This window comes from Rhizobium sp. WSM409 (assembly GCF_057653825.1).
Window position 1 is genome coordinate 2,951,824 of the sequence record NZ_CM172794.1, and the last position, 12,017, is coordinate 2,963,840.

At 59.4% G+C, this 12,017-nt stretch carries 16 protein-coding genes, 1 tRNA gene and 1 pseudogene; 9 read left to right on the plus strand and 9 right to left on the minus strand.

The genetic code is table 11. The annotated features are described in order from the left end of the window. Positions 1–35 precede the first annotated feature (35 nt). Positions 36–1,124 (minus strand): ABC transporter ATP-binding protein, encoded by a 1,089-nt coding sequence (locus tag AC25BC_RS14765; protein ID WP_041935557.1) that lies wholly within the window; start codon positions 1,122–1,124, stop codon positions 36–38. A gap of 266 nt (positions 1,125–1,390) precedes the next feature. On the opposite strand from AC25BC_RS14765, the gene AC25BC_RS14770 reads away from it, so the two are divergent. Beyond that, the gene (locus AC25BC_RS14770) at positions 1,391–2,101 is read left to right on the plus strand and encodes a GntR family transcriptional regulator (RefSeq protein WP_113545241.1); all 711 of its coding nucleotides are present in this window, start codon (positions 1,391–1,393) and stop codon (positions 2,099–2,101) included. A 62-nt stretch (positions 2,102–2,163) separates the two neighbouring features. Here the strand turns inward: AC25BC_RS14770 and AC25BC_RS14775 are convergent, their stop codons facing one another. Together AC25BC_RS14775 and AC25BC_RS14780 are read right to left on the minus strand one after the other, a co-directional pair. Further along, positions 2,164–2,577: a DUF4174 domain-containing protein gene (locus tag AC25BC_RS14775; protein WP_113545242.1), complete on the minus strand. Its 414-nt coding sequence runs from the start codon at positions 2,575–2,577 to the stop codon at positions 2,164–2,166. A 121-nt stretch (positions 2,578–2,698) separates the two neighbouring features. Continuing rightward, entirely contained in the window at positions 2,699–3,082 is a 384-nt protein-coding gene (locus AC25BC_RS14780) for a BRA0787 family protein (RefSeq protein WP_012758350.1), read from the minus strand. Positions 3,083–3,444: 362 nt separating this feature from the next. Here AC25BC_RS14780 and AC25BC_RS14785 point away from each other — a divergent pair, with 362 nt between their 5' ends. Together AC25BC_RS14785 and AC25BC_RS14790 are read left to right on the plus strand one after the other, a co-directional pair. Next, positions 3,445–3,651 (plus strand): hypothetical protein, encoded by a 207-nt coding sequence (locus AC25BC_RS14785; protein WP_012758351.1) that lies wholly within the window; start codon positions 3,445–3,447, stop codon positions 3,649–3,651. A gap of 25 nt (positions 3,652–3,676) precedes the next feature. Then, positions 3,677–3,916, plus strand: a complete 240-nt coding sequence (locus AC25BC_RS14790) for a DUF2934 domain-containing protein (protein WP_012758352.1) — start codon at positions 3,677–3,679, stop codon at positions 3,914–3,916. A gap of 119 nt (positions 3,917–4,035) precedes the next feature. On the opposite strand, the gene AC25BC_RS14795 is transcribed toward AC25BC_RS14790, so the two are convergent. Next, positions 4,036–5,961, minus strand: coding sequence for a DUF5054 domain-containing protein (locus AC25BC_RS14795; protein WP_012758353.1), 1,926 nt, complete (start codon positions 5,959–5,961; stop codon positions 4,036–4,038). A 329-nt stretch (positions 5,962–6,290) separates the two neighbouring features. After that, positions 6,291–6,485 carry a hypothetical protein gene (locus AC25BC_RS14800; RefSeq protein WP_012758354.1) on the minus strand — a complete coding sequence of 65 codons (195 nt, stop codon included), beginning with the start codon at positions 6,483–6,485 and terminating at the stop codon, positions 6,291–6,293. 123 nt (positions 6,486–6,608) lie between these two features. Between AC25BC_RS14800 and AC25BC_RS14805 the strand changes: the two genes are divergently transcribed. The 3 genes from AC25BC_RS14805 (at position 6,609) to AC25BC_RS14815 (ending at position 8,338) form a co-directional block, all read left to right on the plus strand. Further along, a complete protein-coding gene (locus AC25BC_RS14805) occupies positions 6,609–7,334 on the plus strand; it encodes a LuxR family transcriptional regulator (RefSeq protein ID WP_012758355.1) in 726 nt (241 codons plus the stop codon). 138 nt (positions 7,335–7,472) lie between these two features. Continuing rightward, positions 7,473–8,138 carry an acyl-homoserine-lactone synthase gene (locus AC25BC_RS14810; RefSeq protein WP_003541559.1) on the plus strand — a complete coding sequence of 222 codons (666 nt, stop codon included), beginning with the start codon at positions 7,473–7,475 and terminating at the stop codon, positions 8,136–8,138. Next, positions 8,135–8,338: a hypothetical protein gene (locus AC25BC_RS14815; RefSeq protein WP_012758356.1), complete on the plus strand. Its 204-nt coding sequence runs from the start codon at positions 8,135–8,137 to the stop codon at positions 8,336–8,338. Before AC25BC_RS14810 ends, AC25BC_RS14815 begins: the two co-directional genes overlap by 4 nt. A gap of 119 nt (positions 8,339–8,457) precedes the next feature. On the opposite strand, the gene AC25BC_RS14820 is transcribed toward AC25BC_RS14815, so the two are convergent. Continuing rightward, positions 8,458–8,826 (minus strand): response regulator, encoded by a 369-nt coding sequence (locus AC25BC_RS14820; RefSeq protein ID WP_012758357.1) that lies wholly within the window; start codon positions 8,824–8,826, stop codon positions 8,458–8,460. 201 nt (positions 8,827–9,027) lie between these two features. Between AC25BC_RS14820 and AC25BC_RS14825 the strand changes: the two genes are divergently transcribed. Beyond that, positions 9,028–9,103: transfer RNA gene (locus AC25BC_RS14825), tRNA-Ile, on the plus strand. A 58-nt stretch (positions 9,104–9,161) separates the two neighbouring features. Here the strand turns inward: AC25BC_RS14825 and AC25BC_RS14830 are convergent. Next, the gene (locus AC25BC_RS14830) at positions 9,162–9,899 is read right to left on the minus strand and encodes a hypothetical protein (protein ID WP_012758358.1); all 738 of its coding nucleotides are present in this window, start codon (positions 9,897–9,899) and stop codon (positions 9,162–9,164) included. A gap of 677 nt (positions 9,900–10,576) precedes the next feature. Here AC25BC_RS14830 and AC25BC_RS14835 point away from each other — a divergent pair. Further along, positions 10,577–10,771, plus strand: coding sequence for a hypothetical protein (locus tag AC25BC_RS14835; protein WP_012758359.1), 195 nt, complete (start codon positions 10,577–10,579; stop codon positions 10,769–10,771). A 101-nt stretch (positions 10,772–10,872) separates the two neighbouring features. Here AC25BC_RS14835 and AC25BC_RS14840 read toward each other — a convergent pair whose 3' ends face one another. Further along, positions 10,873–11,064, minus strand: a complete 192-nt coding sequence (locus AC25BC_RS14840; RefSeq protein ID WP_012758360.1) for a hypothetical protein — start codon at positions 11,062–11,064, stop codon at positions 10,873–10,875. Between the two features lie 254 nt (positions 11,065–11,318). On the opposite strand from AC25BC_RS14840, the gene AC25BC_RS14845 reads away from it, so the two are divergent. Beyond that, on the plus strand, positions 11,319–11,465 hold the full coding sequence (locus tag AC25BC_RS14845) for a hypothetical protein (RefSeq protein WP_003561157.1): 147 nt from the start codon (positions 11,319–11,321) through the stop codon (positions 11,463–11,465). Positions 11,466–11,565: 100 nt separating this feature from the next. Here AC25BC_RS14845 and AC25BC_RS14850 read toward each other — a convergent pair. Then, a pseudogene (locus tag AC25BC_RS14850) lies at positions 11,566–12,013 on the minus strand (GNAT family N-acetyltransferase). Positions 12,014–12,017 lie beyond the last annotated feature (4 nt).

Consider the following 12,017-nt stretch of genomic DNA (forward strand, 5'->3'; position numbering starts at 1 on the left):
TGGATGGAAGGTTCAGTGTTCTTGATGGTGATGGCTCATGCGGAAGAGCGGCCGAGAAGCACGGCATCGTCGAGCGCCCAACTGAGCGAGACGGTGTCGCCGACGGCAACCGGCCGGGCGAAATAGTCGCCGTCGTCGGCAATGACGGTGAAGTCGTCGCTGCCGGCGCCGAGGACGGTAATCTTCACGGAAGAGCCGCGATATTCGATGTTGGAGACGATGCCATCGAAGCCGAGCGTCCATTCGGTCGCCACCTGCAGGCGCACGCGGTCGGTGCGGATACCGATATCGATGGGCTCGCCGACTTCCCTGCCCGTCCCGCGCACGGAAAAGCTCTGACCTTCCGGCACGGTCATGACGAGCACGCCGTTCTCGTTCGACGTCACCCGGCCGGACAGCACATTGTGGTCGCCCATGAACCGCGCGACGAAGGCCGTCGCCGGCCGCTCGAAGACCTCGCGCGGGGCGGCCGCCTGCTCGATCCGGCCGTCATTCATGATGACGATGACGTCGGCGAGCGCCATCGCCTCTTCCTGGCTGTGGGTGACATGCACGAAGGTGATGCCGAGCGACTTCTGCAGCTTCTTGAGTTCGGCGCGCATGCGGATCTTCAGGAACGGATCGAGCGCCGACAGCGGCTCGTCGAGCAGCAGCGCTTCCGGATCGGTGATCAGCGCGCGCGCCAGCGCCACGCGCTGCTGCTGGCCGCCGGAAAGCTGGGCCGGACGCCTATTGGCATAGGCCTCCATCTGCATCAGCTTCAGCATTTCGAGCGCCTTGGCCTGCCGCTCTTGCCTATCGATACCCTTCATCTTCAGGCTGAAGGCGACGTTGTCGATCAAATCGAGATGCGGGAAAAGCGCGTAGGATTGGAACATCATCGCCGTGCCACGCCTGGCCGGCGGAAAATCGGTGACGACCACATTGCCGAGGCGAATATCGCCCGACGAGATGCTCTCGTGGCCGGCGATCATGCGCAGCGTCGAGGTCTTGCCGCAGCCCGATGGGCCAAGAAAGCAGCAATAGGAGCCGGCGGGGATCTTCAGGCTGATCGCATGGACCGCCGTCGTCGCGCCATAAACCTTCGAAACGGATACTATATCGATCTCTGCCGCTTTCGACATCATGCCTTCCCCTGTTCGGAAAAGACGATGCATCTGCCGTGCCAGACTCCGATGCTTGCAGCAAGCCATTGCGAAATAATGATTTTATCAACACCGCAATGGAGAGAGCAAATTATAGGCGCAAAACGATCTGCACATGATTTAGGCTATCGTGCGCAATTTGTGCAAAACATCGTATACAATCCGATTGCAATTTCGGGGACAAATTCTGTTTAACTTTACCACGAAGCCGGGTATGGTTTGCCGACCATCAGGAAATAAATTTCATGAAATCCGCCGCCAAGGCTCAGCAGGCCGAAGACTCCGCCGAAACCGGCGCGCAACAGATTCGCGATGCCATTCGCGAAGCGATCGTCGAGCGCAGGCTCTCGCCCGGCACCAAGCTTTCAGAAAGCGATGTCGGCAATCTCTTCAACGTCAGCCGCACGCTTGCGCGCGCCGCCCTGCAGGCACTCTCCTATGAAGGCCTTGTCAGCGTCGAGAAGAACCGCGGCGCCTTCGTCGCCTATCCCTCGCCCGAAGAGGCTCGCCAGATCTTTTCCGCCCGCCGCCTGGTCGAGCCAGGCATATTGCGCGAGGCGGCGGCGCGGATCACGCCTGACGATATTAGCCATTTGCGACAGCTTCTGCTGGAAGAAGGCCGCCTGATGAGCGAGCGCGGTCAGACGGCGCGCCGCGCCGAAATCAAGGCATCGGGCGATTTTCATCTGATGCTGGCGGCCATATCGGGCAATTCGATCATGCAGCGCTTCATGGAAGAGCTCGTCGCCCGCTCCTCGCTGGTGATTGCGCTCTACGGGCAATCGACCGCATCGAGCTGCGGCCATTCCGAACATGGTGACATAATCTCGGCAATCGAAGCCAACGAACTCGACCGCGCCTGCCAGCTGATGCTGCACCACATCACCCATATCGAGGCCGATCTCGACCTGCGCGAACGCAAGAGCCTGGGTCTCAAGGAAGCCTTCGAACTCTGAACATGCAAAAGATGCGGGCGCGGATGCTTCCCGCGCCGCGCTTCAAACGGACTCTCGAAACGCTACCAGGGCGTCTTCTTCGGCAGCAATTCAAAAGCCGCGAAGATATCCTCGGCGGTCATTGGCTCGCTCGAGCGCAGCTTCACGATTCCGTCCCGTCCGAGCAGGATCAGCCCGAACTCGCCGGACGGCGGTCCCTGCAGCCGATTGCGAATATCGTCGGCATCGAGTTCCCAGTCATCGTCGAACAGCGCAAACGCGCCGCCGCCAGCAATACTGAACACCTCGACGTCTTCCTCGATCAGGCGCATATGCGCCTTGCGCAGCCATTCATCCTGGATGAGCGCGCGGTCATCTTGCGCATCGGCGAAGATGATCAGCACTCGTTTTCTGTCGCGAAACTGCTCCAGCGATTGCGGAAGCTCAGGCTCACGCCTGGGAGTACCGATGATTTCATGAACAAAAGATTTCAGCATGGTGCTCATTCCTCGGCCATCGCTTGATGTGGCCGTGCCTGCCGGATTAAACGGCTGGCAATAAGCGAGGTTCCGCCAAAAGCGGAAAAGGATCGCAGCCATGGCCGCGATCCTTATTCTATCAGTCGCGGCCCTGGTCTTCGGACGCGTGGGCCGACACGGCGACGAGATCCGCAGCCCCGGTGACGAGAAGGCGCTTGCGCACCAAAACGCGCATGACACGCGCCGCCGTCGAGAAGGTCATCTGGTCGAGCGGGCCTTCGCCCTCCCACGGCTTGGTCAGCCGTTCGGTGACGGCGCCGACGATGTTCATCGGCACGATGTCGGTGCATTCGCGCATGGCTTCAAAAACGAAGCTGATCGGCATGACCCGTCCTTCGTAGGTCACGATCGGTTCGGTCAATTCGCTGTCCCATTCCTCGAAGGCATAGAGCGCTTCGCGAAACAGCTGCTGGAGGTTAAACGGCGCGTGGCCGTCATGAAGTGGCGGCAGTGCATTCATCATGTCTGTCTCCTCTTGATGGGTTGAAGCCAAAGTCCTCCGGTCTCGGTCGCGCCAACGCGGGGAACGGAACATTTCGCTGCCCCTGCGAACCGAATAACACTATTGATTCTATAGAGTAACGCGCCGGCGTAAAGCCCATTTATCCGCCACCGCGGAAGCGATTTCCATAACACCCTGATATTCTTGCGTGTTTTAGACGAAATTTTCTCCGCGCACACCAGCCTTAAAAATCTATGCCACCCGCCTAGGATCGCTCCGAAATGGCACGGCGAGGGCGAAAAAACCCTGAAAACTCACGGAACTTTTGTAGCTGTAATTTGTTTTGTTCTCACAATTCGCAACACACACTGGGGTTACCACCAATGACGCAAATCCGTGAACCGGAGCGCCGCAGCAGGATCCTGCGCGGCCGCCCCTATAGCCTTGATGAATTCGCCTCCAAATATGGCCTCCGAAACGAGCAGGCAGAAAGCCTGTTCACCCGTTTCGGGCCGTCCTCGATCGAACTCGACCTGCTGATGGCAGCCAAGCGCCGGCCGCCGGTTCTGCAGGACGGAATTGCCGAATAGCACTTTTGACGAATGGAATAGAGAGATGAGCGATAGACGCCACGAATGGATCAGCAAACGGGCTTACGCGATCTGGGAGGAACAGGGCCGGCCTGATGGCCGCGGCGACGAGCACTGGCGCCAGGCCGTTGCCGAACGAGACGCGCTGGAGCGCACGCAGGCCTCGTCCGATGGTCGCGAGGTCCTGGTGAAGTTTCGCCCGAAGCCGCAACGGCCCGAAGCGCCATGCGCCGGCTGGTTCAGCCCAACCGCAAACGTCGGCTGAACCCTTTCTCACACCGGACCGGGCCGCTTAATCCGTACAGGATGAAGCGGCCCAATCGCGGCGAATCCCGTGGCTCAATCCCCTGCGGGATCGCGCCGCTCGATGCCAGATCGAGCAACTCAGTCGAACCTTAACCGGAAGCGCGCCTGAAAATCTCCCTGCCACCACATCGGGAAATTGGTTCCCCATTTATTGTTGTGCAGATTGAAGCGAATGCCAGAGCCGAAGTCCGGCCGCGTCCTATAGAACGTCATGAAATCTGAGCCTTGCGGCGCAACGAGCGGCGCATCGAAGGTTTCGATTGTCAGCAGGCCATCGACAAGATCACCGCGTGCTGCGGTCACAGCCTGCAATTGCCCGCCGCCGCTCGTCGCAATGTTCCCGGATCGATGCCAGAGGCCCATCTTGCGGAAATTCCAGTCCCCGTCACCCTCAGGCGTGAAGGAGAGGAAGCTTGCCTCCGGCATGCGGTTGGCCGGCTTGTCGTGCAATGTCAGGCTGAGGTTCAGGCGATCGCCCTCGGCGATGAAATGCAGCATCACATGCGGCGGCGCGCCATATTTCTGCACCGCCACTGCCGGCATCGACAGAAGGATGCCCGCCCCATCAGTCGCTTCCAGCGCCGGCAGAGAAACCTTCGAAAGTGCTGCCCCGGACCGCGCAAGCCCCGGCTTGTCATGGTCGAGCACCGCCCATTCCTGGCGATGGGTCAGGTAGGTCTCCATGTGCCTGTTAACGTCGCCGGCATCGTAGCTCTCATATCGATAGGCGATCAGCGAGCCGTTGCGGCCGGAGATCGTCCGGCCGGAGGGCGAGGTGATTTCGGCGACATCGCCGCTCGCACCGTCGAGCGCGATCGACCAGCCGCCGGCCTGCAGGCGGAGCTCCCGCCCGCCGCCCTCGATCACGGCAGGCGTGGCGAATTCGGCAAGCACCGCCTGGGCCGCCTGCCGGTCCGTCTCGTCAAGCTGCGAGACCGCTTGGTCGAGATAGGCCCGCTGCTCGTCCCACGAGGCTTCGGTATAGGCGAAGCGATAATCGGATCGGCGCGCGGCCTCAAAATCGGCCCGCGACCACGCCTTATCGTCGCGCAGATAGGATTTGATATCGACGCCGCAGGTATGCTCGGCCACCATCGCCAACCCGCGCCCGAAGGCGAGACGTCGCGCATCGAGCCCATCCGCCGCGAAACGGTCGTAGAGCCGCTGCAGCGCCAGGAACCGCGCCGTCTTCACAGGATCGCTGCCGCTGCCATGGATCCAGCTGTCGCCGAGTTCCAGCTCGACCACAGGGAAGCGCTCACGCTCGTCCCAAAGAATGGCGCCGTAATCCTCGAGCGTCGCAGCGCGGATGATCGCATCCGGCTCACGGGCGCGTAATTCGCGATAGGCTTCGGCCGTCTGCGGCACGCTCTGCGGCCCCATATTGTCGTTGGTATGGGCAAAGCTCAGCCCGTCCTCGAAACCGTCGGGGAAACAGGTCTCGCCATAGGAGCGCTGGTACATGACGACCACCTCCTCGCCGCCGGGCGCCCGCCAGCGGAAGATGTCGGGCACATCGGGCGGCGGTGAGGCCGTATTGACGCCGAGATGCAGGAAGCGGATGCCCGCCTCGGCAAGCAGCGGCACCATGCCGAGCGTATGGCCGGGCACATCGGTCATCTTCGCCGCGATCGTCGTCTTGCCGAAGCGCCGGTCGAGCTCCTGCGAATAGGAAAGCCCGGCCCGGAAAAGGTCGGGCGACATCAGCTCCGTATGCGTGGTGAACGGCAGGCCGTGCCAGCGGATCAGCCCGCGCTCAATCGCCTGTTCCAGCGCTGCCACCTCTCCCGCCGAGCGCGAATTCAGATGGTCCCAGATCAGCCATGCGCCCGTCGTCCAGATGAATTTCGGCTCGTCGGGATTTTCGGCATGAAAATGCTTGGCGGTCTCGATCGCCTGCGGAATGAAGCGCTCGTGATATTGCCGGCGGACTTTCTCGGCATGGTCGGTAAAGCCGATATCGAGGTGGGTCTTGAAGACCAGATGCACACGCTTTTCAGTCATTCCATTCCACACATCGGTGATGATACCCGAAATTCTGCCAGCGCTACAAAGGCGCGACGGAATGTAACCGTTTCCACAAACACCATTGCTCCTGCCACAAACGCTCCGTCAACCGTTTTGGAACAGATCGATGAAATAATGCGGATTTCTTAACCATAGATCCAGAACGCAGCGTCCGATCCTTTCGCCATCAAATCGAATCACGACATGAATGAAGACGTGTTCATCGGCAATTTTGGAGGAAAGGCGGTGGGATTTCCCTGCCGACTGGCGCGGGTGCCCCGCCCAGATTGCGGAGAAAAGGCTGGTCGTTCGGGGAAGGCCGATCGTCAGAAAGCGTTGCTTTCCTGGCAGAGCGCCCGGTGGACCTCGGTCCAGAACAGCGCCAGCGGCGTGTCACCGTTGCGTTCGGCAACGAGGGCGCGAATCAGCGCTTCGGAGCCTGCCATGTCCTGCCAGCTGGATTTCAGGCCCTTGGCGGCCTGTTGGCATTCGGCAATCTCGAATGGTCTCTTGCTGTCCATATGAGGTCTCCTCATGACAGGCGCTAGCAGGTGGGACCCGGATTGTCATTCCCCGCATATGTGGGGATGCCTTGTATTTATGACAGCGCTCGCGGTAGGATTGAGGGGATTGGGGCAGTGGAAATGATTGAGAATACCTACAGCGAAAAGTTCGAGTCCGCTTTCGAACAGATCAAGGCCGCGGCCAATGTGGATGCCGCCATCCGCATTCTCCAGACGGAATATGGCCTCGATTTCGTCACCTACCATCTCGCCCAGACGATCGCGGCCAAGATCGATTCGCCCTTCGTGCGCACCACCTATCCGGATGCCTGGGTCTCCCGCTACCTCTTGAACAGCTATGTGAAGGTCGATCCGATCGTCAAACAGGGCTTCGAACGCCAGCTGCCCTTCGATTGGAGCGAGGTCGAGCCGACGCCCGAGGCCTATGCCATGCTGGTCGACGCCCAAAAGCACGGCATCGGCGGCAACGGCTACTCCATTCCCGTCGCCGACAAAGCGCAACGCCGTGCGCTCTTGTCGCTGAATGCCCGCATCCCGGCCGAGGAATGGACCGAACTCGTCCGCCGCTGCCGCAACGAATGGATCGAGATCGCCCATCTGATCCACCGCAAGGCCGTCTACGAGCTGCATGGCGAAAACGATCCGGTGCCGTCATTGTCGCCGCGCGAAATCGAGTGCCTGCACTGGACGGCGCTGGGCAAGGATTACAAGGATATTTCGGTCATCCTCGGCATATCGGAGCACACCACGCGCGATTATCTGAAGACTGCCCGCTTCAAGCTCGGCTGCGCCACCATTTCGGCGGCCGCCTCCCGGGCCGTTCAATTGCGCATTATCAATCCCTAGCGCATCGGCCCGCAAAACCGCGGCTTTGCGCGACATGCTCTGCCCCCCTCATCTGGGGGGGCCCATCTGAGGGAATTTCCGATCCGGCCCGCATGAACCATTCTGCTTTCCACGAACTTGAAAACGCTGGAGGGCAAAATGTTCGTTATCATTCAGGCACATGAGTATCAGAAATACGCTGCCGTACTCGACCAGATGTTTCGCCTGCGCAAGAAGGTCTTCGCCGATACGCTCGGCTGGGACGTTCCCGTCATCGGCCCCTACGAACGCGACAGCTACGATTCGCTCGCCCCCGCCTATCTCGTCTGGTGCAACGACAGCCGCACCCGTCTTTATGGCGGCATGCGCCTGATGCCGACGACAGGCCCGACCCTTCTCTACGACGTCTTCCGCGAGACGTTTCCTGACGCCGCCAATCTTATCGCCCCCGGCATCTGGGAAGGCACACGCATGTGCATCGACGAGGAGGCGATCGCCAAGGATTTCTCCAATGTCGACGCCGGCCGCGCTTTCTCCATGATGCTGCTTGCGCTTTGCGAATGCGCGCTCGATCACGGCATCCATACGATGATTTCCAACTACGAGCCCTACCTCAAGCGCGTCTACAAGCGCGCCGGCGCCGAAGTGGAAGAACTCGGCCGCGCAGACGGTTACGGCAAATACCCCGTCTGCTGCGGCGCCTTCGAAGTATCGGACCGCGTGCTGCGCAAGATGCGCGCCGCCCTCGGCCTCACCCTACCCCTTTATGTCAGGCACGTGCCGGCCCGCTCGGTCGTGACCCAATTCCTGGAGATGGCAGCATGAACCGCCTCGCTGAAACCGCTACGCAGACCGCAATTCAGAAGGATATCGGCGCGCTGGAGCGCCATGTTCTCGCATCCCGCGACATCGCCACGCAGATAGGGGATCCCTTCCTCTCCTATCTCCTCTCGATGGCGCTGTTCACGATCTACGAGAAGAAGGCCCATCATGAGAACGAGGCGCTGAGGAGCAGCTTCAGCTGAGGGCCGGTTCCCCTCCGCCGCCTGAAGACGAGCATGTCTCCCGGCGCCTCGCGCGCAGCCGCAAAAACAGTCCCCGTTTTGCGGCTGCGCGCCCCCGTCATCTCATCAGGGCATTACCGTTACGTCATCAGGGAATTGATGGTCGAAATCAGCGCGTCGTGCATATAGGGCTTCGGCAGGAAAGCGGTATTGGCGGGCAGCGCCATCGGATCGAGCCGCACCATGCCCGAGGTGATGATGATGCCGATATTCGGCCGCATCGCCCTCACCCGCTTGGCAAGCTGGAGACCATCCATCGACCCGGCCATGTTGACGTCGGTGAAGAGGATATCGACATCCTGCCTGCCCTTCAGCACCACCAGAGCCTCGTCGGCATTTGCCGCCTCCAGCGCCACATGGCCGACCTCCTCCAGCACATCGAGGATATTGAACCGGATCAGCGGCTCGTCCTCCACGATGAGCACCACGGCACTGTTCAAAGCCACCATCTGCGATCGCCCTCTTCATGCGGAATGTGACTTGAATAAGTGTAGCCCGCACGAGAAGGTTCCAGTGGCTGCCCACGAAATATGCATCGTCCACAGATGCTTGCGCTCCCCGCTTGTGGCTCCCCCGGATTTGCGTTAGAGCGGAACCCGTGCTGCGGGAACCATTGCCCCGGCACCCAAGCGCCGGCGACCCGGCGCCAAGGGCCTGTAGCTCAATGGTTAGAGCCGGCGGCTCATAACCGCTTGGTTGGGGGTTCGAGTCCCTCCGGGCCCACCACTCTTCCCTTGTTTCAAGGGGCTTAGGGAGTGGTTAGCCAGGAAGGTTAGCCATCTGGTTAGCCCTTTGTTCCTGGCTTCGACTCGATATTGAGCACATCTTCAAAACTTCTCGCTTGATTCCGCCTTTCGTGGCGCGCCTCCCATTCATCGAGACGACGATGTTTGTGGTTGGCTTTCCAATATTGCCAGTCAGTCATGCACTCTGCGATTTCCCCCTGATAAAGATCGTGGTCCTTGAGGAACTTCTCGGTGGTCTCAGCATCCGGATTGTGGCCGATACCTTTGCTGGCGCCCAAGTTGAAAAACTGGTTCGCTAGGTCCTTCACTTTTGTATCATTGGCGCTGTAGATCGGAGACATTGTCCAGCTCCAATAATCGTAGTCATCATAGGGGTCGGATAACGACAGCACCCGATTAATGCGGTCATCCGGCAGCTGTAGGGATTTCAACCCGCCCACGATTTCTGCGATCGCTTCACGCTTTTGCTTCGGTGATAGGCCGCTCATTCGGTTATCACCCGCGATCTGCTGGACACTACGAGCGGCAAACACTTCAGCAAAGTCTTGCAGCTGCTTCACTGTGGCCCGAGCCTCTTCCAATTGTTTCGCCAGTTTTGCTGCCAGGCCTGTTGGACCAAATGTCAGGTCTTGGATGTCGTCTAAGCGCGTGGCTAGGACGGCAAAAACAAGAACGAACGCTACAGAAATGTAGCGAACCTGTTCTGCGCCAGTGAGGACGAGATAAAGGAAAACAACGAAAAGGATCACAGATGCAAGCAGTGCACCAACACGCATAATTTTTTCTCCACCGCTATCGGCGGGCCAACTATTCCGATGACGCTCCGACAATCTTTACTGCTCACCTATAATCAGCTGCCTGGCCGGCACACATTCACCGCCCGCGACGGAATAAGTCATTGCACCTCTTTTATTTTGAACGCTGAAAAGGCTTTGCGCACCTCCGAGCGATGGTTAAGCGAGAGAATAAACTTTCCTTTGAGAATCCTTAGCTGCCGTCATCCGCACATTCCCCTGCTCCGATCGTCTGGGCGCAATATCTCAGTTTCCGGGCGGCTATTCTAATTGATGGCCCCGGCGCAGAAGCCGAATTTCCCTGTCGCAGGTTGTTCTCCCCATAAACTTAAGTTCTCTACTGGTTGGAAGGACTTGCGACAGGACTTCTACCTTGTTTTCCAAAGCCCTGTTCGTTGCCGCTTGCTGTTCTTTTGCCGTGGAACCCAAGCGTTTCAATGCGACCTGACCCGGTGCGCGCTGGATATGGCATCCGCGCCTCGAGGCGCCAACAACATCTGTAGGCGTGGCCGAGACAGCCTTGATCGTGGCAGCGAGTGCCGGCGAAGGGTTTTTCAACCAATGACAAAATCTTGATCGACACCGTCCGTTATCGGGAGGCTTCATCGGCCCTACTTGCCAGAATTATTCGGACACTCTGCACAGTGAGGGATGGGGAGATGCTTCAAACTCGCAAACTATCGGCAGCCATGGCAGCCGTCTTCGTCATTGCCATGTCGGCATCGTCGTGCACCACGAGCTCAAGCGACTCGGTGCAGACGGGTTCGGTTGGCTATACCGCGCAGAGCGCTGACTTTGCCCTTCGGCCTGCCTGCCGCGATGGATTCGGCAACGATCGTCCGTGCAGTTATTAGCGCTGGAAAATTAGAAGTCTGATTGCGCGATAGTTCGCCTCCGGCGATGGCCACGATCACGCGACTTCGTCCGGCGGCATCATGCCCGATCGGCGCACATCCTAATAACTGCAAGAGCGCCCATCACTCGGCCTGAACCCACCCCCACACGCCGGATTAAGCGGCTGACGCTCATAATAACCGCCGCCGATCGACGACGTCTGGTCGAGGCTTCCGGACAATGTGCAGCCCGAAGTGATCGCGGCAAGGCTGATCAGCGTTCCGGTCGCGATAAATGCGAAAAATCGGTTCATCTGAGCTTCTCCTTCGGAGGGACATGGTTTTACCCCAAGCGGGCAATCTACCACCCACGGCCAACACCGACGAGGATTTATAGCAGCCGACCGCCCTCGACAGCCGCTTCTAACGGCAATGTGATCACGTTTTGGGCCAACCGCGCTCCAGCCATGCACTGTCGCATAACTGTCATGCTAAATTGCCCATTGTTACGGCAGTCTGGGCAAAATATATGCTGCCGGCTAACAAAAAAAAGAATGAGTGAACTGCCATGAGTGCCATACATAAACTTTTCAACCGCAATCTTCTGACCCGCTTCGTTGCTGGTCTCGGTGCGGTTCCCCAGCGCATTCGCGACGCACGCGAAGAGCGCAAGCCCGCTATCCATCCATCCTTCATGGACGATTTCGGCGCCTAGTCGGACAATTGGCGAGTCAACCGACTCGTCTGCCCCCGCGATTACGTCCTCCAATGTCATTTCAGTTGATATCTGATGGGAAGCCGCCAGCGGCTTCTGATCAGGCCGCGGCGGAAAATTCCTTGCGGAACCAGATCCGGTCGACAGGCCGGCCTCCCGCATGCCCGCTGATCCTGCCGAATTCGACATATCCGAGCTTCGGGTAAAAGTCCGGCGCCTGGGTCGAGAGCGTGTCGACGCAGGCCATGACGGCGGCGCGGCGGCGGCCTTCTTCTTCCGCCGCCGCCATCAGCGTCCGACCGATCCCGCTCAGGCGCAGCGATTTTTTGACCCACAGATTGCCGATGAAAAAGAACAGAGAAGGAAACGGACGCCGTTATCCCGCCGGCAAGCCCTCCACTCTCCCTCCAGACGATGTCGAAGGCCTCGCGTCTGATCTCAGCGCTCTCATTGAAGGCGTTCAGGCCGTCGGAGATCGCGGTGGCGATCTCAGACGGGACGGGATCGAGCGTTTCGAACATTGCTTCCTCGTCGTCGATGATCGCCATATGA

What these genes read in the sequence shown, in the direction of transcription:
- AC25BC_RS14765 (WP_041935557.1), bottom strand. Translation starts at nt 1,124, where the DNA reads ATGTCGAAAGCGGCAGAGATCGATATAGTATCCGTTTCGAAGGTTTAT.
- AC25BC_RS14770 (WP_113545241.1), top strand. Translation starts at nt 1,391, where the DNA reads ATGAAATCCGCCGCCAAGGCTCAGCAGGCCGAAGACTCCGCCGAAACC.
- AC25BC_RS14775 (WP_113545242.1), bottom strand. Translation starts at nt 2,577, where the DNA reads ATGCTGAAATCTTTTGTTCATGAAATCATCGGTACTCCCAGGCGTGAG.
- AC25BC_RS14780 (WP_012758350.1), bottom strand. Translation starts at nt 3,082, where the DNA reads ATGATGAATGCACTGCCGCCACTTCATGACGGCCACGCGCCGTTTAAC.
- AC25BC_RS14785 (WP_012758351.1), top strand. Translation starts at nt 3,445, where the DNA reads ATGACGCAAATCCGTGAACCGGAGCGCCGCAGCAGGATCCTGCGCGGC.
- AC25BC_RS14790 (WP_012758352.1), top strand. Translation starts at nt 3,677, where the DNA reads ATGAGCGATAGACGCCACGAATGGATCAGCAAACGGGCTTACGCGATC.
- AC25BC_RS14795 (WP_012758353.1), bottom strand. Translation starts at nt 5,961, where the DNA reads ATGACTGAAAAGCGTGTGCATCTGGTCTTCAAGACCCACCTCGATATC.
- AC25BC_RS14800 (WP_012758354.1), bottom strand. Translation starts at nt 6,485, where the DNA reads ATGGACAGCAAGAGACCATTCGAGATTGCCGAATGCCAACAGGCCGCC.
- AC25BC_RS14805 (WP_012758355.1), top strand. Translation starts at nt 6,609, where the DNA reads ATGATTGAGAATACCTACAGCGAAAAGTTCGAGTCCGCTTTCGAACAG.
- AC25BC_RS14810 (WP_003541559.1), top strand. Translation starts at nt 7,473, where the DNA reads ATGTTCGTTATCATTCAGGCACATGAGTATCAGAAATACGCTGCCGTA.
- AC25BC_RS14815 (WP_012758356.1), top strand. Translation starts at nt 8,135, where the DNA reads ATGAACCGCCTCGCTGAAACCGCTACGCAGACCGCAATTCAGAAGGAT.
- AC25BC_RS14820 (WP_012758357.1), bottom strand. Translation starts at nt 8,826, where the DNA reads ATGGTGGCTTTGAACAGTGCCGTGGTGCTCATCGTGGAGGACGAGCCG.
- AC25BC_RS14830 (WP_012758358.1), bottom strand. Translation starts at nt 9,899, where the DNA reads ATGCGTGTTGGTGCACTGCTTGCATCTGTGATCCTTTTCGTTGTTTTC.
- AC25BC_RS14835 (WP_012758359.1), top strand. Translation starts at nt 10,577, where the DNA reads ATGCTTCAAACTCGCAAACTATCGGCAGCCATGGCAGCCGTCTTCGTC.
- AC25BC_RS14840 (WP_012758360.1), bottom strand. Translation starts at nt 11,064, where the DNA reads ATGAACCGATTTTTCGCATTTATCGCGACCGGAACGCTGATCAGCCTT.
- AC25BC_RS14845 (WP_003561157.1), top strand. Translation starts at nt 11,319, where the DNA reads ATGAGTGCCATACATAAACTTTTCAACCGCAATCTTCTGACCCGCTTC.